Consider the following 20,151-nt stretch of genomic DNA (forward strand, 5'->3'; position numbering starts at 1 on the left):
AGCAATTATGCATACACCTATAGCCCGAAAGGTCGCGTATTCTACGGAATATCGCGACCGATGAAAACTCTTTTTTGATTAAAGCCTGAACAGCTCAGAATCGGGGCATACCGCCGCCGGGCGGCAGCATCCCACCACCGCCGCCCATACCGCCGCCGCCCATGCCACCCATACCGCGCATCAGCTTGGCCATACCGCCCTTGCCGCTGACTTTTTTCATCATCTTCTGCATCTGCTTATGCTGCTTGAGCACCCGCCCGATGTCCTGAATCTGCGAGCCGGAGCCCGCGGCGATGCGGCGCTTGCGCGAGCCGCTGATGATGTCGGGGTTACGGCGCTCGGCCGGCGTCATCGAGTTGATGATTGCCTCCATGCGCTTGAACTGCTTGGTTGCTTCGGTCTGCGCGGTTTCCATCTGCGCTGCGTTGAGCTTGCCGCCCATCATCGGCAGCTTTTCCATCATCGAGCCGAGGCCGCCCATGCTGTTCATCTGTTGCAGCTGATCACGGAAGTCTTCGAGATCGAAGCCCTTGCCCTTCTTCAGCTTCTTGGCCAGTTTCTCGGCCTTGTCCTTGTCGAGCTTCTGCTCAGCCTGCTCGATCAGGCTGAGCACATCGCCCATGCCGAGAATCCGCGAGGCCACACGATCAGGGTGGAACACCTCAAGGGCGTCGACCTTCTCCCCCATACCGAGAAACTTGATCGGCTTGCCGGTGATATGCCGCACCGAGAGCGCCGCACCGCCGCGGGCATCACCGTCAACCTTGGTGAGAATCACCCCGGTCAGCGGCAGCGCCTCGTTAAACGCCTGAGCGGTATTGGCTGCGTCCTGACCGGTCATGGCGTCAACCACAAACAGGGTTTCCGCCGGCTTGGCCGCTGCGTGCACCTGCTTGATCTCGGCCATCATCTCAGCATCGACGTGCAAACGACCGGCGGTATCGACGATCAGCACATCCATAAACCGGTTTTTGGCTTCGCGCAACGCCGCCTCGACGATGGCAACCGGCTTCTGCTCAAGATCAGACGGGAAGAAGGTTACATCGACTTCACCCGCGAGGGTTTCCAGCTGCTTGATGGCCGCCGGACGGTAAACGTCGACGCTGACCACCATGACCTTTTTCTTTTCGCGCTCACGCAGCGTCTTGGCCAGCTTGGCCACACTGGTGGTCTTACCTGCGCCTTGCAGACCGGCCATCAGAATCACCGCCGGCGGCGACACGGCCAGGTTCAGACCTTCGGTCTGCCCCATGACGGCTTCCAGCTCGGACTTGACGATCTTGACGAACACCTGCCCCGGCGACAGGCTGCGCGACACCTCATGACCAACAGCACGCTCGCGCACCTGATCGACGAAGGTCTTGACCACGGGCAGCGCCACGTCTGCCTCAAGCAGCGCCATGCGCACTTCGCGCAGGGTGTCCTTGATATTGTCTTCTGTGAGTTTGGCCTGACCGGTCACGCCACGCAGGCTGTGTGACAGGCGCTCGGTAAGATTCTCGAACATCTCTAACTCTCCTGAGCTTCTCGACCCCCGCCGCAGGGGCGAAGCAGTTAAGCTGCGCAGTATACCCGCGTGCCTTGGGTGATGATAGGGAAGCCCATCGAAGCGCTTTAACCGGCGCGCGGCTTGTGCCACACTGCGGGTTTGTTGATAACCGCTCTCAAGGACGTATGACAGCCCTTACTCCCAGCCTGCTGGCCGCCTTTTTCTACTTTGGCGGCATGCTTTACCAGATGCGTTGTCTCGGCAAGCGCCTGACGGTCAATACCGGGCTGTTACAGGGCATTGGTCTGGTGGCGCTGGTCGCCCACGCTGCCAGCCTGTATCTGCAGTTGATGACCGACCAAGGGTTTGCCCTGGGGCTGTTCAACATTGCCTCGCTGATTGCGTGGCTGATCGTGGCCCTCACGCTACTTTCCAGCCTGCGTGCACCGGTGACCAGCCTGCTGCTGGGACTCTATCCGCTGGCCCTGATTACCGCCCTGCTGGCCGGCTTCTTTCCGCATGAGGCCACTACGCTGCCGTCGGGCGAGAGCGGCCTGCTGGTGCATATTCTGCTCTCGGTGCTGGCATACGGCATTCTGACCATCGCCGCCTTCCAGGCAACATTGCTGGCCATTCAGGACTATCAACTCAAGCACAAGCACCCTACTCGTTTCATCCGCACCTTTCCGCCGCTGCAAACCATGGAACGCCTGCTGTTCCAATTTCTGCTCTGCGGCGAAGTGTTGCTCACCCTGGCACTTATGTCCGGCTTTGTGTTTCTGGAAAACATGTTTGCCCAGCATTTGGTGCACAAAACGCTGCTTTCCTGTCTGGCCTGGGTGGTCTTTGGTGTATTGCTCTGGGGTCGCCACTTCCGGGGCTGGCGTGGCAGCAACGCCATACGCTGGACACTCGCCGGCTTCCTGCTGCTGATGCTGGCCTACTTTGGCAGCAAGCTGGTCCGCCAACTGCTGGTCGGCGTCTGATCTTCCTTTCATACCAACCTGTTTGAGGCACGCTCTTGAACGAATCCCATACTGGCCTGCTGCTGCTATTACTGGCGCTGCTGATCATCCTGTCTGCGTTTTTCTCCAGTTCGGAGACCAGCATGATGAGCCTGAACCGCTACCGCCTGAAGCACATGAGCAAGGAGGGGCACCGCGCTGCCAAGCGCGCCTCGCGCCTGCTTGAACGCCCTGATCGACTGCTGGGCACCATCCTGGTCGGCAACAACATCGTCAACATTCTCGCCGCTTCCATCGCCACGGTCGTTGCCGTAGAGCTCTGGGGCGAGGCGGGTATCGCCATCGCGACCATGCTGCTGACCGTGGTGATTCTGATTTTTGGTGAAATCACGCCCAAGACCCTCGCCGCCCTGCGGCCGGAGCTGATCGCCTTCCCGGCGAGTGCTGTGCTCGCGGTGCTGCAGCGCCTGTTGTACCCGGTTGTCTGGGTGTGCAGCGCCATCAGCAACATGCTTTTGCGCCTGATTGGCGTTAACCCGAACGACAAGGATGGCGACCAGCTGACCACCGAAGAGCTGCGCACCGTGGTTCGAGAGGCCGGACTGGGCATCACCCGCAGCCGCCAGAACATGCTGCTGGGCATCCTCGACCTGGAAAAGATGACGGTCAACGACATCATGATCCCGCGCAACGAGGCCGTAGGCATTGATCTGGAAGACAGCATGACGGTGATCAACCAGCAACTGCGTAGCTGCCATTACACGCGGCTGCCGGTATACCACGGCGACATCAACAACATTACCGGCCTGGTGCACATGCGCTCCATTGCCCGCCTGTTGAGCCGCGGCGAGCTGACCAAGGAGGCCCTGATCGGTGCCTGCAAGGAGCCCTACTTCATTCCGGAAAGCACGCCGCTCCATACCCAGCTGTTCAATTTCCAGAAGCAGAAGCGCCGCATCGCCATCGTGGTGGACGAATACGGGGATGTGATTGGCCTGGTGACCCTGGAAGACATTTTGGAAGAGATCGTCGGCGAATTTACCACTGACATGCTGATCCCCAGCCAAGACATCCACCCACAGGAAGACGGCACCTACGTAATCGACGGCAGCGCCGCCATTCGCGATATCAACCGCCACCTGCACTGGAAGCTACCCGCTGATGGCCCCAAAACGCTCAACGGCCTGATTACCGAGCAACTGGAAAGCATTCCGGAAACCAGCGTCTGCCTGACCACCGGCGCCTATCGCATGGAGATCCTGCAGACCAAGGACAACATGGTGAAAAGTGTTCGGGTATGGGACCGTGCGCGAGATCAGTTGCCGACACCTATCGCTGCGTCAGAACACTCGCCATCCGGAGAGACCGGCAGCGCCAGCTGACGAAGAATACCGCTGGCCCAGAGGCGGTAGCCTGCCGCCGACGGATGGAAGCCGTCGCGAGCCAGATAAGCGGGTTTGAAGGACATGTCGAGCGCGAGGTAGACCGCCCGCTGCTGCGCCGCCACCGCACGCAGATCGGCATCCAGCAGGCTTGCTCGCAGCCCAAACCAACTCCGTAGGGGCTGCGGCAGGGCGTTGAAGTACCCTAGCGGCGGCACGGCGGTTACCCCCACTTGCGCAGCGCAGCCATGCAGGCCGACGATCAGTTGCTGCAAACGCCGGCGCCAGTGTTTTCTCAAGGTCAGATGGGTCGTGTCGTTTACCCCGAGCACCAACAGCGCCATATCCCATTGCTGATTCAGCACCTGAGGTAACAGCGCCTGCAACACAAGGCGCGCATCCGCGCCATTGCGACCGACCGCCTGCCACTGCACCGCACGCCCGGTGGCGGCCGCCAATTGCCCCGCAAGCTGGCCAGCCAGCCCATCCGCCTGCCGCTCTACCCCCACACCGCTGACAGTAGATTCACCGAGCAACAATAATCTGAGCGGTGGTGCCACCGACTTGCCACCGTCAACCAGGCCATGCCAGGGCGGCGCGGCGTCAGGCAGGCGCAAGGCGTTGCGCTTGACCCAAAGCGCCTGCGGCAGCAGCAGCGGCAGTGCCGGTGCGGCCAGATACCACCAACGGCTCAGAGCTTAACCTGCACCGCAGCGGCAGCACGCACGGCCTTCTCGACCGCTAACTCGATGCTCTCATCCCTCGCCAGGGCAACCCCCATGCGGCGCTGACCATCGACCTCCGGTTTGCCGAACAAGCGCAGCTGGGTATCCGGCTCGGCCAGCGCCTCGCGCAAATTGCCGAAGCTGACATTCGCGGACTGACCCTCAACCAGGATGACCGCAGAGGCCGCAGGCCCCTGCTGCCGAATCGCCGGAATCGGCAAGCCAAGAATAGCCCGTGCGTGCAGCGCAAACTCGGAGAGGTCTTGGGATACCAACGTCACCATGCCCGTATCATGCGGCCGCGGTGACACCTCGCTGAACCAGACCTGATCGCCCTTGACGAACAACTCAACACCAAACAACCCCCGGCCACCCAAGGCCTCGGTCACGGCGCTGGCCACACGTTGCGCCTCAGCGAGCGCCAATTCCGACATGGCCTGGGGCTGCCAGGACTCACGGTAATCGCCGGCCTCCTGACGATGGCCAATGGGTGCGCAGAAACTGGTGCCGTCTGCATGCCGTACCGTCAACAAGGTGATCTCATAGTCGAAATCGACAAACCCCTCGACGATCACCCGCCCCTTGCCGGCGCGACCTCCCGCTTGGGCGTACTCCCAGGCGGCCTCGATATCGGCACTCTCGCGCACCAGGCTTTGCCCTTTGCCGGAGGAGCTCATCACCGGCTTGACCACGCAGGGCAACCCAACGGCCGTCACTGCGGCGCGGTAGTCCTCCAAGGTCTCGGCAAACTGGTAGGCGGAGGTCGGCAGACCCAGAGTTTCGGCAGCCAGCCGGCGAATACCTTCGCGGTCCATGGTCAAGCGCGTCGCCTCGGCGGTCGGCACCACGCGGTAGCCCTCACCTTCCAGCTCAACCAGCGTTGGCGTGGCGATGGCTTCGATTTCCGGCACTATGTAATCGGGCTGCTCAGCTTCGATGACCTCTCGCAGCGCCTGCCCATCCAACATGCTGATCACATGGCTGCGGTGCGCCACCTGCATGGCCGGCGCATTGGCATAGCGATCCACGGCGATCACCTCACAGCCGAGGCGCTGCAGTTCGATAGCCAGTTCCTTGCCCAGCTCACCCGAGCCCAGCAGCAGTACGCGGGTGGCGTCTTCCGCCTGTGGCGTGCCGATGATTACATTCATGCCTTGTGTCCTTGTTGGTTAAACGTGCCCAGCCACAGCCCCTGATCACGAGCACGCACCTCGCAGCGCCGCAGCACTTCGCGGCGCTGCGCCTCACTCATACGACCCCAGGTGGCAATCTCCATACCGCTGCGCTGGCAGCCGGTACAGATATCGTTATCGTCCAGCGCACAGATACTCACACAGGGTGAGCGCACCGTGGACTGGGCGCTCATCAGTCTTCCTGCACTTTCAGCTGTTCACGAAAGCGTTTGGCATTTTGCACGTAGTGCGCCGCGCTGAGTTCGAGCATTTTCTTTTGCTGATCGCTAAGGGTCTTGACCACCTTGCCGGGCGAGCCCATAACCAGCGAGCCGTCCGGAATTTCCTTGCCCTCGGGGATCAGCGAGTTGGCGCCGATGATGCAATGTTTGCCGATCTTCGCACCGTTGAGCACCACAGCGTTGATACCGATGAGGCTGTAATCTCCCACGTCGCAGCCATGCAGCATGGCGTTATGCCCCACGGTAATGCCCTTGCCCAGCACCAGAGGTACGCCACGGTCGGCATGCATCACTGCGCCATCCTGCACATTGCTGTGTTCGCCGATGGTGATCTGCTCCACGTCGCCGCGAATTACCGCACTGAACCAAACGTTGGCGCCGGCTTCCAGCTTGACCTTACCGATCACGGCGGCCGAGTCGGCAATCCAGGCGTCATCCGCCATTTCAACGCGGTCATTTCCCAGGCTGTACTTCATAGCTTCACCTCTTTTACTTGTGGCGGTCGTAGGGGGTATGCAACGGAATCTCTGCACTGAAGCCGGTGTTCATCAGTTCGGCCAGCATCAGCGCAGTCAAGCCCCAGATCTTGAAGCCTTCATAGCGATAACTTGGTACGTACCAACTGCGCCCCTCGTAGTCGATGCGGTGAGTCATCTCGCGTGGGTCGTCGAGAAAAAACTCGACCGGCACTCGAAACACCTCTTCAATCTCGCCGCTGTTGGGCACCAGGTCGAACACGTCCGGCACTATGCCCACATAGGGCGTCACCTTGATGCCGTAGCGCGACACCAGAGAGTCCATGGGCCCGACCACATCCACCAGTTCAGGCAGCAGACCGATTTCTTCGTGCGCCTCGCGCAGGGCGGTGAAACACAAATCAACATCCCCGGGGTCACGGCGCCCACCCGGAAAAGCCACCTCACCAGAGTGGGTGGAAAGCCGCTGTGAGCGTAGCGTCAGGATAATCTCGGGGCGATCATGCACACAGGTAATGGGAATCAACACACCCGCCTCCGGGAGACCGGCGGCCTCAACCGTTCGGGGGGAGTGCTCCTGTACCCGCATGCGCATTTTGTCCAGCATGCATAGGTCCTCGGTTATTTTTGCAATGATGGCATGATCACCTGGGCAGAACCAGACGCACAGCGGCGTGAATACCCCTTGATAGCCACGCCGGCAGACAGCCGACGGCCCGCCTGCCGTAAAGCGCATTTGTGCCCTTTGTCTCTTGCCCAAGCGCGCATTGGCACGCAAGATAGATTGAATTCGAGCACCTACCCAGCCGGGAAAACACCATGAAGTTCTGTAGTGAGTGCGGCCAAAGCGTTTCCGCACGCATCCCCTCGGGCGACACCCGATCGCGGTTCATCTGTGACCACTGCGAGACCATTCATTACCAGAATCCACGCATTGTCGCCGGGTGTCTGGCAACCCACGAACGCCGCGTATTGCTGTGCCGTCGCGCTATCGAACCGCGCCTGGGATACTGGACCCTGCCGGCCGGCTTCATGGAGAACGGCGAAACCACCGAACAGGCCGCGCTGCGCGAAACCTGGGAAGAGGCCCGCGCCAACCTGCAGAGGCAGGAGTTGTACATGTTGTTCAACCTGCCGCACATCAATCAGGTCTATATGTTCTTTCGCGGCGAATTGGCTGATCTGGACTTCTCTGCTGGCGAGGAGAGTCTGGAAGTACGGCTGTTCAGTGAAGACGAAATTCCCTGGCAGGAACTGGCCTTTCCGACCATCGGCAAAACGCTCAAGCAGTATTTCATCGACCGCCAGGATAACCAGTTTCCGGTGCGTATCCGCGACATCCTCTATCGTCCACAGGTCGCCACGCGATGAGCCGTCTCCTTGCCCTCGCGCTGCTGTGCCTGTGCAGCCTGACTGCGGTCGCCGCCTCCCCGGTAATCGATAAGGTGGTTGTACACAAGGCTGAACGCCAGCTGCAGTTGATCAGCAACGGCGAAGTACTGCATCAGTACCGCATCTCGCTGGGCCGTCAGCCAGTGGGGCACAAACGCCAGCAGGGAGATCAGCGCACGCCAGAGGGTATTTACACCATCGACTGGCGCCATGAGAGCCCGGCTTACAACCTGAGCATGCACCTCGATTATCCCAACCTCAAAGACAAAATGGCGGCTTACAAAAACAATGTCGACCCAGGCGGCATGATCATGATCCACGGCACCCCCATCGATGAAGAATATCCGGAGTGGTACTTCGAGGGGCTGGACTGGACCAACGGCTGCATCGCCCTGGGCAACGCCGAGATGCGCGAGGTTTGGAATCTGGTGCCCGATGGCACCCTGGTCGAGATATTGCCCTGAGCTGACAGCCTGGCTGCCCTACAAGCCCATCAACTCGGCCTCCAGCCGCCACACATCAAAAGCCGGCTCTTCATAAGGGTGGGCTGAACGCAAGGCCGCAATGGCAGCACGAACATGCTCGTCAGCGCAAAGCATCTCGACTCGGTACTCCGCCACCTGCTCCACCTGGCCATGCGTACCCAGATGCGGGGTACTACCCGCCAACGGGCGGAATTGCCCCTGCCCCAATACTTGCCAACTGCAGCTGTCATAATCACCCAGGCGCCCTGCGCCTGTGGCAAAAACCGCCTGCTTGACGTGATCAACATGACTCTGCGGGACGAAAAAACACAACTTGAACATGCTCTGCTCCTGAAAATAATCCGGGCAAACTGGCTGCCAGTGCGCATCACCGGCAGCGGCTTTCAACTAGACTGAGACTCAAACAAGCCGCCTGCACCGGCAAGGAGTCCACCATGACGATCGACAGCAACCGTTTGCTGCTGGAGTTTGAAAAGCTGCGCCGCGAGATCAACCATAACGTGCTCAGCCCTGCCCTGCCCGAACTGAGCCTGACCAACCTGCAACCCCTGATTACCCTGGTAGCAGGCGCACGCCGAGACTACCTCACCTGCCTGCTTGAGCTGGCCGAGCGCAGCAAGGGGCAGCCGCCATCGGCCGAACAAATCAGCGAGCTCAGGGCACGCCGGGAGACCTTCGATGAACTGGTCAGCGCCGCCAATGCGCTGGAAACCGCAATTCAGCGCGACTATCTCAAAGTTCGCGTGAACCGCCGCGACTGAACCTCACCCTGCCGAGGACTCGTCCGTCGCCACTGCCTGTCGACAGAAACGCTCCATCTGCTGCGCCCACCGGCTCATGGCCGCCTCGTCCAGTTGCACCAGCATGGCGTAACGACGGCCGCCCCACACGGCCAGGTGCATGGCTTCAAGCGTCGCGTCGCGCGGTTTATGCGGCAAGTCGCTGGCGGCATCAAACACCCGTCGCCAGGCACTGAGCAGCTCGTCATAGGCGCGCCGTTGGTGTTTCTGCTCTGCCACCAGCGGCTCCAGCTCCAGCATCTCCGGGTGAAACCACGACACCTGCCCCTCTGCACCGCACATCAGCCGCACAAGGCAGCCCAGGCGCTGCTGCCAGCTGAGGTCATCAGGCGCGACGGCCTGCTGCTCAATTGCCTGCAACAACGCCTCGATGCAGTGGCGCACGTAACCGGAGTGCAGCGCCTGCTTGCTGGGGAAGTAATCGTACAGCGTGCCGACCGCCACCCCCGCCTCCAGCGCAATGGCACGCGTGGTGATGCGCTCCCAGCCGTCGCGCTGCCAAATCCGAACATAGGTATCAAAAATGGCCTGCACCGTGGCCTTCGCGCGCGACTGGGTAGGCCGTTTAAGCGGCTTGGGACGTGGCTGAGGGGTGGGTGTTTTATTGGTCATGGAATCCGAACCCATAAGGCAGGCAGACAGGCTACAGTCATTTACATCGCGTTTCACCACCCGAGGAGCCCATCAATGAGCAACATCCTGCAACTTCAAAACAACAAGGCCGACCTGCAGCAAACCCGTCTGCACAGTGAACCCATGCCCCAACTGCACGAGGGCGAAGCCCTGCTGCGCATCTGCCGCCTGGCATTGACCACCAACAACATCACCTACGCGGCCTTCGGTGAAACACCGCACCTGCGCTACTGGAATTTCTACCCGACCACAGACCAGGCCTGGTTTCACATGCCTGCCTGGGGCTTTGCCGAAATCGTTGAAAGCAGCGTCGGAGGCCTCGCCAAGGGCGAGCGTTTTTACGGTTTCTGGCCGATTGCCAGCCACGTGGTAATGAAGCCGGTACGGGTAGGCGAGCGCGGCTTCTATGACGGCGCCGAACACCGCCTGGAGCTGACCTCCGCCTATAACCAGTACCAGCGCATCAGCACTGACGCAGCCTACCGCGCGGAAGATGAAAACTACCAGATGCTGCTGCGTCCGCTGTTCATCACCTCCTTCATGCTGGCCGACTTCCTGGAAGACAACAACTTCTTCGGTGCCAAGCGTATCGTCGTCTCCAGCGCGTCCAGCAAAACCGCCTACGGCACCGCTTTTTGTCTGGAAAACAATGCGAACGTCGAACTGATTGGTCTGACCTCCAGCGGCAACACCGACTTTGTCGACAACCTGGGCTGCTACGCGCGTGCAATGGCGTACGACGACGTTGAACAACTGGATGCCAGCGTGCCCACGCTCTACGTCGACTTTGCCGGCAACAACGCGCTGCGCAACCGCATCCATGACCATTTCAAAGACAACCTGATGCACAGCTGCTTTGCCGGCTCCTCCCAGAACCACGAGCACCTGAGCGCCGCGGACGCACCGACCCATGGCCCTGCGCCGCAGCCCTACTTCGCGCCCTACCAGATCAAGAAGCGCAACGCCGACTGGGGCGCCGCCGAGGTCACGCGCAAGTTTAACGAAGCGCAACTGGCCTTCATTCAGCGCACCAAGAACCCGCAGCAGCCGTGGATGCTGGTCAACGAACACCAAGGTCTGGGGCAGGCGCAGCAACTGGTGGAGGATCTGGTTGCCGGGCGTATCGACCCCAAGGAAGGCCACGCCGTCGTCCTGGGCTAATCTGAATAGCGGCGCCGCCCCGCGCGGTGCCGCACCGACCTGAAAGCACACCTTCCCCCACACCCGCCGTGCCGGAATTGAGCTGCACCATCGGCTTCGTTCCGCAGCCCCTTACACCCTCACCTGCAATTCACACCCGCCCCCCACAAAGCCTGGTCTATGCTGAACTCAACTCGCCCGAGCGTGGCGGTACACAGCCCCTTTGGAGAGCAGTCGCTTGATCGTGAAGACCCTTCGCCCAGCCCTACAGCATAGAATCCAGCCCATCGTAGCGGCGCTGCTGGCGTGCACCGCCAGCTCAGCCCAGGCCGACCCCGCCTTAATGCAGCGCTGGGTGCAGCAGTTTGAAGACAGTGAGATCGTGTTTCAGCGCGGCACTACCAAGGTGCCCTTTCAGCCCTTGGCCTTCGTCGATACCACCCATTACGGCGAAAGCGACATCCGCCGTGCTGATGGCAGCACGGTCAGCACTCGCCAGACCACACTATCGCAAGGCGCGGTGCTGCCTTTTCTGGTCACCCCGCGCGATGCCTTTCTGATAGGCGATTGGGTGGGCTGGTCGCGTTTTGACTCCACCTCCAATGAGCAGGAGTCCTTCGACGTACTTTCTGCTGGCGTGCCAGTGGGCTGGTTCCGTCAGGTCAACGCCCAATGGCAAGCCGGTGGCTTTGTCATGCCGCTGGGCCACAAGGCCTCCGGCGAAGACTGGAGCTGGGAAACTATGGCCGGCGGCTTCGCCCGCTACGTACAAACTGACCGCCTGTGGTGGGCCTTTGGCCTGTACGCTGACTTCAATCCGGGGGATGACCTCTACCTGCCCTATATCGGCGCCTCGTACGCGATCAACGACCATTGGACCCTTAGCGCCGTGATGCCTTGGCCGGTTGTACTCTATGCACCGGATGACCGCACCCTGTACCGCCTTGGTGTATCACCTTCGGGGGCCAGTTGGTCGAGCGACAACGGCAAAGATGATTTGCAGTACGAGCTGGACACCTGGGATTTCGGCTTCTCGGCAGAGCGCCGCGTGCACGGCAACCTGTGGCTCGAAGGCGAGGTGGGCGTCACCGGGTTGACCGGCATGAGCATTCGGGGTGACGACTGGGAGGAGCCCGCCTTCGATGTGAGCAACAGCCCCTATTTCAGCATCGGGATCAATTTCAGACCCGGGCTGAATTAACAGACCGTGCACAGAAGCCCGCCCGATGGCCGGCAGCGTGATGGTTGGGAATATTACCCTGCCCAGCCGTGAGCTGATCGCTACCACGTGGGCCCGGCCTGAATGTGAAACGCGGCCTCCTACTGGCCACATAAAGCGGCGCAAAAGGTACTTTCTTCATCCATCACTCTCAGCCTCAGCTACCTCGGCGCAACACTCCGCCTCCGATCGGGCGCGGGGCTCAGGCTCGACTGGAATCCAGGGGCAGCGTTATGCAGGGGGCGGCAGGGGCCTCAGACGACGCCCCACTTGCTGCGAAAGATGAAATAGGCAGCGCCGAGAATACACAGGCCGGCCCAGAGGTAGTCCAGCTTGAGCGGCTCCTTCATGTAATACACAGCGAAGGGTACGAAAACCGTTAGCGCGATGATTTCCTGCAGAATTTTCAGCTGCCCCAGCGACAGCACCTCGTAACCAATGCGGTTGGCCGGCACCTGCAACAGGTACTCGAAAAAGGCGACGCCCCAACTGATCAGCGCCGCAATAATCCAGGGCTTGCTGCTCAGCTCCTTGAGGTGGGCATACCAGGCAAAGGTCATGAAGACGTTGCTGAGCGACAACAGCAAAACGGTGAAACCTATCTTGTGCATCAACAACACCTCCGGCAAGCCCGTCCGATAGCCACCGGCGGCGCGCCGGTCAGCGCGATTCTAGCCGCGCACAGGAAGTGCAGCCAAGACCTTGCTGCTAACGGTCTGCCGACTTCAGCCCTCGTCAGGAATTTCCGCCTGTACCAACAGCGCCAGCAGGGCAAGCGACTCCTGCCAGCCCAGATAACAGGATTCGGCGGGAATTACATCGGGGGTACCTTCCTGAGTGATGCGCAACTCGGTACCGCAGGCAACAGCGCGTAGCTCCACGGTGTTGCGCAGCGTGCCGGGCAGGTTGGGATCGTCAAAGCTGTCATCATTGACGATGCGCTCGTTGGGAATCAGCTCAAGGTAGGTACCGCCAAACGAGTGGCTGCTGCCGGTACTGAAGTTGGTAAATGACATACGGTAGCGGCCGCCTACGCGGGCGTCGTGCTCGTGCACCTTGCCGGTAAATCCGTGTGGCGGCAGCCATTTAACCATGGCCTCAGGATCGAGGAAGGCGCGGTAGACGCGCTCGGGTGGGGCCATAAGAACGCGGTGCAAGCGAATGGTACTGGGCATGACATCATCTCCGTTATGACAGTAAACCAAGGTCGTCTGAGCGCAGCGTTTTTCGACAATTGAGTGCTACTGGCCGCACCTTGCCCTCAGGCCGTTCGCGGCGCGAACATGATGATGGCCATGCCCAGCATGGCCACAGCCGAGCCCAGCAGATCCCAACCCGTAGGGCGCAGGCCGTCCACCGCCCACAACCAGAGGATGGCGGTGAAAATATAAACGCCGCCATAGGCGGCATAGACCCTGCCAGCGGCGGTAGGGTGCAACGTCAGCAGCCAGGCAAACAGGGTCAGGCTCAGCGCCGCAGGCAGCAACAGCCAGATCGACTTGCCCTGACGCAGCCAGAGATAGGGCAGATAACAACCGACGATCTCCGCCAGTGCTGTCAGTAGAAACAAACCCAGGGTTTTCAGTTCCGGCACGCGGCGACTCCAGAAAGAGAGCAAGGATTGCGCGCCATCATGCACCGCAACCTTTGCGCAGCTCAACCAGGCCTGAAGCTAGCGGGCCTCACCCATCGTGTTTGGCACCAGTAACCGTGTCATCGGGCGAGGCCGTCACGCCCTGCAGCACCTCGCGCACGCGCAGAAAGCGCGCAAAGCGTGGTAGCCCGGTCGAGGTGAGCCCGTTGTAGCGATAGGTCACCCAACTACCGATGGCGGGCGGGTTGGCGCGTTGCACGTCGCTCAGGCCGCTACCCAGCCGGAAGCGCCGCCCCGCAGGATCCGCGACCTCAAGCGCTCCGACCATACCCAGATACTTGCCCTTGCCCGGCGTATAACCGATCACCTGGGCTTCGGCGTCCGCATAAGGCTTGTATTTCAGCAACGCGGCGCTACGGCCGGGCAGATACTGCGCGCTCTGATGATGCAGCATCAGCCCCTCCGCGCCGGCGGCCACCAGACTGGCCAGGCGTGCATCCAGTTCATCGGCATTGGCCACACGAAACTGCGGCACCGGCTGCAGCGTTGGCAGATTCAGCGCAGACAACTGCCGCATGGCCGCTACCCGCTCGCTGAAACTGCCGCCGTGCTGCGGCAGATCAAACACCATCAAACGAACCTGCTGCCACTGCGCCGCGTCGGGCTTAGCGCTGCGCACTATGCCACTCAGCTGATCAAAGGTGCCGCGCCCCAGCCACAACTCCCCTTCCATCGCCATGCTGGGCCAGCCAAGGGTGAACTCGGCAGGTGCGGCGATAGGGTATCCGCCACGGCTCCACAATGCCTTGCCGTCCCAATAGGCGCGTACGCCATCGAGCTTTTCACTGACCCAGTAGTCGGTGACAGCGGCTTCATCGGCATACACGCTTGCCAGCATGGGTTGGTGCGCCGGCCCCGCGGCCAAAGCGAGTGGCGCGGCCCCAACCAAAAAGAGCGCAAAAAGAAAAAAGTAGAACTGCCGCATTGCAACGTCCCTGTGCCTTACCCACCTGGCCGGCCCATCCGGCGCGCGCCAACGGCGGCAGTGCAGCAAATCCCTGGATCAGAATGCTGGATGAGCCGGCGCGAGCGGTGGTGGTCTGTGCGCACTTTTTCATCTCGCAGCCCAACAAACCAAATAGTGCTGGGCTGAACTGCGGCGCAGATCACCCTTGGCAGGTCACGCAATCAAGGCAGAGCAGAGCGCGGTTTGTTTCTAGACCGCCTGTTGGCACCCGCTGCCGCCATACCCAGCAACCGGCGGAAGGTGGGGCACTCCATGTGGCTGGGCGCCGAACACACGGCAGCGTGGCGTAAGCCATCGCGCATGGCAGTGAGCTTGCGGACGGTTGCATCAAGCTCATCCGCCTTGTCGCTCAGCAGCTGGCGGTCGATCTGCGGCTGGCCGTTAGCCCCCAGCATGCGGGCAATCTCATCCAGCGAAAAGCCGGCTGACTGCCCCAACGCGATCAGTGCCAGACGCTCCAGCACGTTGGCGTTGAACAATCGCCGCAGCCCGCGTCTGCCCACCGAGGCGATCAAGCCTTTCTCTTCGTAATAGCGCAGCGTAGAGGCCGGCACACCCGACCTTTTCGCCACTTCGGCAATGTCCATTTCAGCCCCTTGACTTAAAGTCGACTTGAAGTTGTACGCTGCCTCCAACTTCAAATCAAGCACTGGGAGAGCACCATGGAACACTTGCCAGCCACCCTATTCATCGGCGTCGGCGCGACAGCATTAATGGATGTTTGGGGGGCCGTTCGCCAACGCCTGCTCGGCATCCCACCAGCCAACTACGGCCTGGTCGGACGCTGGATCGGGCACATGCCGCGCGGGCGCTTTCGTCATGAAGCCATTGCCAGTGCGGCACCGGTGCGCGCTGAGCGTGCGCTCGGGTGGGCCGTGCATTACCTGATCGGTATTGTCTTCGCTGGGCTGCTGATCGGGCTGGTGGGGCCTGGCTAGCTGGTGCAACCCAGCTTGGGCCCGGCACTGGCGTTGGGCATCGCCACGGTGGCAGCGCCCTTCTTGTTGATGCAACCGGGAATGGGCGCTGGCATTGCCGCCAGCAGAACCACGCACCCCGCGCAGGCCCGCTTGCACAGCCTGCTTACCCAAGCGATTTTCGGTTGCGGTTTATACGCGGGAGCCAAGGTGGCGCAGCTTGCCCACCTGGCCTGAAACCCACTCGCCATGGCAAGGGCCACGATGGCAGTAACGCAGTCTTAGAATCCTGCCCATCGCCTTTCCCGCCGTCGCCATTGTCGCGCCCTGGGCAAGAGGCGTCGCAAGCAGCATCACGGCCGCTAGCGCAGCACTTCAATCCTCACATTGAGCAGCCCCGAGGACAGGCTGCCAATGCGGCTGAACGCGGTTTTTGAAAGATCGATAACCCGCCCACGCACGAAGGGTCCGCGATCATTGATGCGCACCACCACACTCTTGCCGTTGGCAGTGTTGGTTACCTTGACCATGGAACCAAAGGGCAGCTTCTTGTGCGCAGCGGTAGGCAAATCATGCCGGTAGGGCTCGCCACTGGCGGTGCGCCTGTTCTGAAATTTGTCGGCATAGAACGACGCCTTGCCGGATTCCTTGTGCCCGGCCCAATCGCCCGCCGGCCCCTTGGGCGCGGTGCTGCAACCAGCCAGAATGGAAAACAACACAACAAGCAGCAAACATCTCACGTGAGGCACCTTGACGAGTAAAGAACAACAACGTTCGAACAGCCCAACGGACCGTCTGGCGCAGCGAGCACACCGGCCCGCCAGGTGCCACGCAGCCCTGCGGGTCAGGCTCCGACCCACAGACTCCTGCAGCGTAATTCCGTTCCGCCGGTCACTGCTTACTCGCCGGAATCTACATCGTTATGCGACCGGCTCGGCAAAACCGAGGAAGCTGGCCACCTCGTTCACCGGCCGACGTCGGGACACCACCGCATTGGCCGGAAACGCCTCATCCGGGTAACCCATGGCCACGCAGATCATCACCACCTGATCCTCCGGGATCTGCGCATGATCGCGAACCACCGAGGAATGCATGATGCCTTGGCTATTGACCACGCAGCCCAGACCGCGAGACCAAGCGGCATTAACCAGAGCATTAACCAGGGCGCCGCAATCAAACTGGGCAATATCACCCTCACGCAGCACCTTGTCGTAGGTCACCACAATGGAGACCGGCGCATCAAACTGACGAAAACCACGCAGCACCCAGTCCTGGCGCTTGGCCTTGTCGTCACGGGCGATCTCCATGGCTTCAAACAGTTGCACGGCGATTTCTATCTGCCGTTGCCGGTGGTCACCCTCATAGCTGCCAATACCTCTGCTTTCCTTGGCGGGCGGCACGCCATTGAGCATGCGTTCGGTATTCTCGGCGCGAATACGGTCCAGTGGCTCGCCCGTGAGCACATGCAGATGCCAGGGCTGGGTGTTCATGGAGGAAGGAGCCCGGGTTGCCAGGCCAATCACCTCTTCAAGCACGCTGCGGGGTACGGCACGCTGCTCAAAGGCGCGAATACTGCGACGGCCAAGCACAACCTCATCGTAATTCATTGCTGGTCTCCTGCTGAGAAGGGGGCTCGGCGCGGTTACACACCGCGCCAAGGCTGAGGAGCCAGACGTTAGCATATCCGCGCGCCTGCTCAGCGCAGCAGCGGTTTTGAGTATGCAGGCTTATCAACGCGCTCTATGGCCCAGCCAGCGCGCTGCACGGCAGCAGCTTAAAGCAGCAGTGCCAGCCCGCCGACAATGACGGCAAAGAGCGCAGACAGCCCAATCAGCGTGGGCCAGGGAAAGGGGGCGGATTGCGGCTCGGGCCGCAGCTGCTTATCAAGATAGGCCTTTAACAGGCTGGTGTTGCGGGTGTTGGCCTTGTAGATGGCATCAAAGGCATCGCCCACCACCGGCACCAGCCCGCCAACAAAATCGATAGCCACATTGCGCAACATCTTGCGCTTGAGCGCCTTGTCGGCACCTGCCCGTTGCGCCTCCAGCAGCACATAGCCCGACATGGCCAGTCCCGCCAAGTCACCCACCACAGGGACCAGACCGACAATAGCCTCAGTGCCGATGCGCAGACGGGTGAAAGGTATGCCGATGTTGCTATCGGTGAAACGGCTGAAACGTTCCAGGCGCGCGAGTATGGCCCGCTGCCTCGCCTCCGTTGTTGCTTGTGTCATGCCATCTCCGGGATGTTGAAAGCGTCAAAGGGAGGCCCTCATACTTTGTAGCAGAGTCATAACAGCGCGCATAAGTTCAGCTTTATGCCTTCACAGGGGCTGCGCCGGTGTCTGCCCGTGTCTGCGCGTTTACGCCTCCAGGCCATCCAACGCGAGAAACCCGCAACGCCCATAACCCTAACCAAAGAAGCACGCGGTCTCATCGGCGTTAACCAGAGCGAAGAAGGCGTCGATGGACGCCACCTGCGGCTCTGGTTCGTAGGCATGCCACGCCAGGTCGCTGGCCATCCAATAGACTCGCCAACCCTGGGCCTCATCAACATAGTCGGCCTTGGCTGTGGGCGACTCCACCGCCTTGGACAGATCGCTGTGATGGGGCCGAAGCTCGACCACCTCGACACTGTGCTCGTTGATGCGCACCTGCAGGTCAACCTGGTGGCGCACGCCGGCAGGCGGCCTGCGCGCCTCCAAAAATGCCGCAGCTGCGCGCTCGATTTGCTTTACCTCAAACTCACTGAATGCCATGCCCGCTCCCTGTTTTAGCCCGGAGAGTGCAGCCCTACCGGGTGGTGAATTGGCAGCAGCGCCAGGCTGGCCCTACAGCGCTGCCACGGTGGCGCAAGGGGATAGAGCGTGGCTCCCGTCCCTTCGCTATCAGTGCGTTCGACCTGCTAGGCAACGCTGCTGTTCCTCAAACAGCCCGGCAAAAGCTAAGTGGCGACCGCGCAGGCCTGCTCAATCAAGGGCACTGTCGCCGCCAGACAGAGCCGGATCACCCGCAGCAAGCGGTTTGCAACGCCATAGGTAAATCGCCCACGCCACTACCACCAGTTCAAGCGCGAAGGTCCAATGCAAGAAGAAGTTAAGCCACCAGGGGGTATAAACGGCTTGCACGGTGAACAGCACAAAGGGCTGATCTATCCAGGGTGCCAACCACCAGACATCCCCCACAATCGAATCGAGCAGCATATGAAGACACCCGTTGAGGGCAAAGATAACCCCCAGCGCCGCCCGTGATCGATCGCGCGCTAACCCGAACCAGAGACTGGTGACCAGCAACAAGCTGAACCAAATCACCGGAAAGTGCGGCCAGTAGGTGTGATGGTGGTGTTGCCGGTTATCGATCAGATAGAAGTAGAACATATCCAGATCAGGCGCGATGGCGCCAAACATACCCGCCAGCATGAAATACCTTGCCGTCACCCCCGTGCGGGCAAAGCGACGGAACAATAACCGGGTGGCGACATAGCCTGCAGGCAGGTGACCGATAAACATAAGCACTCCCTTGCGCTGAATCCCTGATGAGTGGTGCGAAATTGAAAGTGAAGCAACGGATCGTGAATGGCGCATCGATAGCAGTGCTACCGGCAAATATCACCAAGACCGCCCAGCCACTAGCCTTCCGGCTGCTCCAGCTCCTGTATCACGTACCCCGCCTCTTCCAGCTTCTCGTTGAAAACCTGCTGCGCATCAAGAATGCCACGATTGTAGAAACTGGGCCCCAGCTCCTTGGCAAAAAAGTCGATCAGAAACTCGGCTTCAAAAGCGCCAATGTCCTGCTGCAGCTCGGCCTGAAAGTAGGCTTTGATCTTGCCTACCATCCGCTCTTTCTGTTCTTTGGAAAATGCGATGTCTTTCATGCCTTGGCCTGCGGTTTAGTACCAAAAAAATAACGTTTGGTTAAGGGGCGGGCTTTAGCCCGTCCCAGTGAGCGGAGCGAACGGTTTGAACCACTTGTATGGATAATTTCTGCCGTGTTTGGGTAAATTGAGGCCCACCCCCGACGGCCATCGGGGGCCTTCATGCAGTAGCTCGGTGTAGCGCCGGCTCCTCTTCCGAGAGACCGATAACAAGTGGGTAGCGCTGCATGACTCTCAAGCGATAACTCGAACAGTCATCGGGGCCTCGAGCCCGTATAGCAAGGCAGAGTCAGCTTATTATGAACACTCCAGAAAACCAAACCCTGATCAACATCGGTGTCGACGTCGGTAAAGCTAACCTCGATATCGCCCTTCATCCGTCCGGCCAGTCTTTTACCATTCCGAACAGCACCACTCATATCCGAGAGCTTGTGAAGATACTCAAGGGCTACGCCATTGAGCGGATCGTTGTAGAGGCAACAGGCCGCTACGAACATCCGTTGGTTCAAGCCTGCAGTCAGGCCGGTCTACCCATCATTGTGGTCAATCCGATCAGTGTGCGGCGCTATGCCCAGGCTATCGGTGTGCTGGCAAAAACTGATCGCATCGACGCTCAGGTC

The 20,151-nt window shown here is 60.6% G+C and carries 27 protein-coding genes and 1 pseudogene; 9 read left to right on the forward strand and 19 right to left on the reverse strand.

Annotation, left to right across the window (positions count from 1 at the left end; genetic code table 11):
* Positions 1-94: 94 nt before the first annotated feature.
* Entirely contained in the window at positions 95-1,507 is a 1,413-nt protein-coding gene (gene ffh, locus V7747_RS02300) for a signal recognition particle protein (protein WP_335614439.1), read from the reverse strand.
* A 167-nt stretch (positions 1,508-1,674) separates the two neighbouring features.
* On the opposite strand from ffh, the gene V7747_RS02305 reads away from it, so the two are divergent.
* Together V7747_RS02305 and V7747_RS02310 are read left to right on the forward strand one after the other, a co-directional pair.
* Positions 1,675-2,475, forward strand: coding sequence for a cytochrome C assembly family protein (locus tag V7747_RS02305; RefSeq protein ID WP_442909165.1), 801 nt, complete (start codon positions 1,675-1,677; stop codon positions 2,473-2,475).
* 35 nt (positions 2,476-2,510) lie between these two features.
* Positions 2,511-3,836 (forward strand): HlyC/CorC family transporter, encoded by a 1,326-nt coding sequence (locus V7747_RS02310; RefSeq protein WP_335614440.1) that lies wholly within the window; start codon positions 2,511-2,513, stop codon positions 3,834-3,836.
* Here V7747_RS02310 and V7747_RS02315 read toward each other — a convergent pair.
* The 5 genes from V7747_RS02315 to V7747_RS02335 form a co-directional block, all read right to left on the reverse strand.
* The gene (locus V7747_RS02315; RefSeq protein ID WP_335614441.1) at positions 3,770-4,453 is read right to left on the reverse strand and encodes an SGNH/GDSL hydrolase family protein; all 684 of its coding nucleotides are present in this window, start codon (positions 4,451-4,453) and stop codon (positions 3,770-3,772) included. The genes V7747_RS02310 and V7747_RS02315 overlap by 67 nt on opposite strands.
* Positions 4,454-4,527: 74 nt before the next feature.
* On the reverse strand, positions 4,528-5,712 hold the full coding sequence (gene purT / locus V7747_RS02320) for a formate-dependent phosphoribosylglycinamide formyltransferase (protein ID WP_335614442.1): 1,185 nt from the start codon (positions 5,710-5,712) through the stop codon (positions 4,528-4,530).
* On the reverse strand, positions 5,709-5,927 hold the full coding sequence (locus V7747_RS02325; RefSeq protein WP_335614443.1) for a DUF1289 domain-containing protein: 219 nt from the start codon (positions 5,925-5,927) through the stop codon (positions 5,709-5,711). The genes purT and V7747_RS02325 overlap by 4 nt, the downstream gene beginning before the upstream one ends.
* Positions 5,927-6,451 (reverse strand): gamma carbonic anhydrase family protein, encoded by a 525-nt coding sequence (locus V7747_RS02330; RefSeq protein WP_335614444.1) that lies wholly within the window; start codon positions 6,449-6,451, stop codon positions 5,927-5,929. The genes V7747_RS02325 and V7747_RS02330 overlap by 1 nt, the downstream gene beginning before the upstream one ends.
* A 13-nt stretch (positions 6,452-6,464) precedes the next feature.
* A complete protein-coding gene (locus tag V7747_RS02335) occupies positions 6,465-7,058 on the reverse strand; it encodes an NUDIX hydrolase (protein WP_335614445.1) in 594 nt (197 codons plus the stop codon).
* 212 nt (positions 7,059-7,270) lie between these two features.
* Between V7747_RS02335 and V7747_RS02340 the strand changes: the two genes are divergently transcribed.
* Both V7747_RS02340 and V7747_RS02345 read left to right on the forward strand, forming a co-directional pair.
* Complete coding sequence (locus V7747_RS02340) at positions 7,271-7,822, forward strand: NUDIX hydrolase (protein ID WP_335614446.1); 552 nt, start codon at positions 7,271-7,273, stop codon at positions 7,820-7,822.
* Positions 7,819-8,307, forward strand: coding sequence for a L,D-transpeptidase family protein (locus V7747_RS02345; RefSeq protein WP_335614447.1), 489 nt, complete (start codon positions 7,819-7,821; stop codon positions 8,305-8,307). Before V7747_RS02340 ends, V7747_RS02345 begins: the two co-directional genes overlap by 4 nt.
* 18 nt (positions 8,308-8,325) lie before the next feature.
* On the opposite strand, the gene V7747_RS02350 is transcribed toward V7747_RS02345, so the two are convergent.
* Positions 8,326-8,649, reverse strand: coding sequence for a YqfO family protein (locus V7747_RS02350; protein WP_335614448.1), 324 nt, complete (start codon positions 8,647-8,649; stop codon positions 8,326-8,328).
* 113 nt (positions 8,650-8,762) lie between these two features.
* Here V7747_RS02350 and V7747_RS02355 point away from each other — a divergent pair, with 113 nt between their 5' ends.
* Positions 8,763-9,089, forward strand: a complete 327-nt coding sequence (locus V7747_RS02355) for a hypothetical protein (protein ID WP_335614449.1) — start codon at positions 8,763-8,765, stop codon at positions 9,087-9,089.
* 3 nt (positions 9,090-9,092) lie between these two features.
* On the opposite strand, the gene V7747_RS02360 is transcribed toward V7747_RS02355, so the two are convergent.
* The gene (locus V7747_RS02360; protein WP_335614450.1) at positions 9,093-9,740 is read right to left on the reverse strand and encodes a TetR/AcrR family transcriptional regulator; all 648 of its coding nucleotides are present in this window, start codon (positions 9,738-9,740) and stop codon (positions 9,093-9,095) included.
* A 75-nt stretch (positions 9,741-9,815) separates the two neighbouring features.
* Here V7747_RS02360 and V7747_RS02365 point away from each other — a divergent pair, with 75 nt between their 5' ends.
* Positions 9,816-10,922, forward strand: coding sequence for a DUF2855 family protein (locus V7747_RS02365; RefSeq protein WP_335614451.1), 1,107 nt, complete (start codon positions 9,816-9,818; stop codon positions 10,920-10,922).
* A gap of 223 nt (positions 10,923-11,145) precedes the next feature.
* Positions 11,146-12,102 (forward strand): hypothetical protein, encoded by a 957-nt coding sequence (locus tag V7747_RS02370; RefSeq protein WP_335614452.1) that lies wholly within the window; start codon positions 11,146-11,148, stop codon positions 12,100-12,102.
* A 272-nt stretch (positions 12,103-12,374) separates the two neighbouring features.
* On the opposite strand, the gene V7747_RS02375 is transcribed toward V7747_RS02370, so the two are convergent.
* The 5 genes from V7747_RS02375 to V7747_RS02395 form a co-directional block, all read right to left on the reverse strand.
* Positions 12,375-12,731, reverse strand: coding sequence for a DMT family protein (locus V7747_RS02375; protein WP_335614453.1), 357 nt, complete (start codon positions 12,729-12,731; stop codon positions 12,375-12,377).
* A gap of 114 nt (positions 12,732-12,845) precedes the next feature.
* Entirely contained in the window at positions 12,846-13,295 is a 450-nt protein-coding gene (locus V7747_RS02380; RefSeq protein ID WP_335614454.1) for an SRPBCC family protein, read from the reverse strand.
* 86 nt (positions 13,296-13,381) lie between these two features.
* Positions 13,382-13,714 carry a YnfA family protein gene (locus V7747_RS02385; protein WP_335614455.1) on the reverse strand — a complete coding sequence of 111 codons (333 nt, stop codon included), beginning with the start codon at positions 13,712-13,714 and terminating at the stop codon, positions 13,382-13,384.
* 88 nt (positions 13,715-13,802) lie between these two features.
* The gene (locus tag V7747_RS02390; protein ID WP_335614456.1) at positions 13,803-14,699 is read right to left on the reverse strand and encodes a DNA ligase; all 897 of its coding nucleotides are present in this window, start codon (positions 14,697-14,699) and stop codon (positions 13,803-13,805) included.
* 203 nt (positions 14,700-14,902) lie between these two features.
* Positions 14,903-15,328, reverse strand: a complete 426-nt coding sequence (locus tag V7747_RS02395) for a helix-turn-helix domain-containing protein (protein ID WP_335614457.1) — start codon at positions 15,326-15,328, stop codon at positions 14,903-14,905.
* Between the two features lie 75 nt (positions 15,329-15,403).
* Here V7747_RS02395 and V7747_RS02400 point away from each other — a divergent pair.
* Positions 15,404-15,895: pseudogene (locus tag V7747_RS02400) on the forward strand (DUF2938 domain-containing protein).
* A gap of 125 nt (positions 15,896-16,020) precedes the next feature.
* Here V7747_RS02400 and V7747_RS02405 read toward each other — a convergent pair.
* From V7747_RS02405 to V7747_RS02430, 6 genes are all read right to left on the reverse strand, one after another.
* Positions 16,021-16,398 (reverse strand): septal ring lytic transglycosylase RlpA family protein, encoded by a 378-nt coding sequence (locus V7747_RS02405; RefSeq protein ID WP_335614458.1) that lies wholly within the window; start codon positions 16,396-16,398, stop codon positions 16,021-16,023.
* 180 nt (positions 16,399-16,578) lie between these two features.
* Positions 16,579-17,265: a nitroreductase gene (locus V7747_RS02410; RefSeq protein WP_335614459.1), complete on the reverse strand. Its 687-nt coding sequence runs from the start codon at positions 17,263-17,265 to the stop codon at positions 16,579-16,581.
* Between the two features lie 167 nt (positions 17,266-17,432).
* A complete protein-coding gene (locus tag V7747_RS02415; protein ID WP_335614460.1) occupies positions 17,433-17,891 on the reverse strand; it encodes a DUF4112 domain-containing protein in 459 nt (152 codons plus the stop codon).
* A gap of 177 nt (positions 17,892-18,068) precedes the next feature.
* Positions 18,069-18,416 (reverse strand): DUF3024 domain-containing protein, encoded by a 348-nt coding sequence (locus V7747_RS02420; protein WP_335614461.1) that lies wholly within the window; start codon positions 18,414-18,416, stop codon positions 18,069-18,071.
* 210 nt (positions 18,417-18,626) lie between these two features.
* On the reverse strand, positions 18,627-19,166 hold the full coding sequence (locus V7747_RS02425; RefSeq protein ID WP_335614462.1) for a metal-dependent hydrolase: 540 nt from the start codon (positions 19,164-19,166) through the stop codon (positions 18,627-18,629).
* 119 nt (positions 19,167-19,285) lie between these two features.
* Positions 19,286-19,531, reverse strand: coding sequence for a DUF2164 domain-containing protein (locus tag V7747_RS02430; protein WP_335614463.1), 246 nt, complete (start codon positions 19,529-19,531; stop codon positions 19,286-19,288).
* A 299-nt stretch (positions 19,532-19,830) separates the two neighbouring features.
* On the opposite strand from V7747_RS02430, the gene V7747_RS02435 reads away from it, so the two are divergent.
* Positions 19,831-20,151, forward strand: a 321-nt coding sequence (locus V7747_RS02435) for an IS110 family transposase (RefSeq protein ID WP_335614464.1), incomplete at its 3' end; no start/stop codon positions are given.

Source organism: Halopseudomonas sp., from assembly GCF_036960865.1.
Lineage (GTDB): Bacteria > Pseudomonadota > Gammaproteobacteria > Pseudomonadales > Pseudomonadaceae > Halopseudomonas.

What these genes read in the sequence shown, in the direction of transcription:
- V7747_RS02410 (WP_335614459.1), bottom strand. Translation starts at nt 17,265, where the DNA reads ATGAATTACGATGAGGTTGTGCTTGGCCGTCGCAGTATTCGCGCCTTT.
- V7747_RS02365 (WP_335614451.1), top strand. Translation starts at nt 9,816, where the DNA reads ATGAGCAACATCCTGCAACTTCAAAACAACAAGGCCGACCTGCAGCAA.
- V7747_RS02335 (WP_335614445.1), bottom strand. Translation starts at nt 7,058, where the DNA reads ATGCTGGACAAAATGCGCATGCGGGTACAGGAGCACTCCCCCCGAACG.
- V7747_RS02345 (WP_335614447.1), top strand. Translation starts at nt 7,819, where the DNA reads ATGAGCCGTCTCCTTGCCCTCGCGCTGCTGTGCCTGTGCAGCCTGACT.
- V7747_RS02430 (WP_335614463.1), bottom strand. Translation starts at nt 19,531, where the DNA reads ATGAAAGACATCGCATTTTCCAAAGAACAGAAAGAGCGGATGGTAGGC.
- V7747_RS02355 (WP_335614449.1), top strand. Translation starts at nt 8,763, where the DNA reads ATGACGATCGACAGCAACCGTTTGCTGCTGGAGTTTGAAAAGCTGCGC.
- V7747_RS02425 (WP_335614462.1), bottom strand. Translation starts at nt 19,166, where the DNA reads ATGTTTATCGGTCACCTGCCTGCAGGCTATGTCGCCACCCGGTTATTG.
- V7747_RS02330 (WP_335614444.1), bottom strand. Translation starts at nt 6,451, where the DNA reads ATGAAGTACAGCCTGGGAAATGACCGCGTTGAAATGGCGGATGACGCC.
- V7747_RS02420 (WP_335614461.1), bottom strand. Translation starts at nt 18,416, where the DNA reads ATGGCATTCAGTGAGTTTGAGGTAAAGCAAATCGAGCGCGCAGCTGCG.
- V7747_RS02305 (WP_442909165.1), top strand. Translation starts at nt 1,675, where the DNA reads ATGACAGCCCTTACTCCCAGCCTGCTGGCCGCCTTTTTCTACTTTGGC.
- V7747_RS02380 (WP_335614454.1), bottom strand. Translation starts at nt 13,295, where the DNA reads ATGCCCAGTACCATTCGCTTGCACCGCGTTCTTATGGCCCCACCCGAG.
- V7747_RS02395 (WP_335614457.1), bottom strand. Translation starts at nt 15,328, where the DNA reads ATGGACATTGCCGAAGTGGCGAAAAGGTCGGGTGTGCCGGCCTCTACG.
- V7747_RS02375 (WP_335614453.1), bottom strand. Translation starts at nt 12,731, where the DNA reads ATGCACAAGATAGGTTTCACCGTTTTGCTGTTGTCGCTCAGCAACGTC.
- ffh (WP_335614439.1), bottom strand. Translation starts at nt 1,507, where the DNA reads ATGTTCGAGAATCTTACCGAGCGCCTGTCACACAGCCTGCGTGGCGTG.
- V7747_RS02390 (WP_335614456.1), bottom strand. Translation starts at nt 14,699, where the DNA reads ATGCGGCAGTTCTACTTTTTTCTTTTTGCGCTCTTTTTGGTTGGGGCC.
- V7747_RS02325 (WP_335614443.1), bottom strand. Translation starts at nt 5,927, where the DNA reads ATGAGCGCCCAGTCCACGGTGCGCTCACCCTGTGTGAGTATCTGTGCG.
- purT (WP_335614442.1), bottom strand. Translation starts at nt 5,712, where the DNA reads ATGAATGTAATCATCGGCACGCCACAGGCGGAAGACGCCACCCGCGTA.
- V7747_RS02350 (WP_335614448.1), bottom strand. Translation starts at nt 8,649, where the DNA reads ATGTTCAAGTTGTGTTTTTTCGTCCCGCAGAGTCATGTTGATCACGTC.
- V7747_RS02360 (WP_335614450.1), bottom strand. Translation starts at nt 9,740, where the DNA reads ATGACCAATAAAACACCCACCCCTCAGCCACGTCCCAAGCCGCTTAAA.
- V7747_RS02415 (WP_335614460.1), bottom strand. Translation starts at nt 17,891, where the DNA reads ATGACACAAGCAACAACGGAGGCGAGGCAGCGGGCCATACTCGCGCGC.
- V7747_RS02340 (WP_335614446.1), top strand. Translation starts at nt 7,271, where the DNA reads ATGAAGTTCTGTAGTGAGTGCGGCCAAAGCGTTTCCGCACGCATCCCC.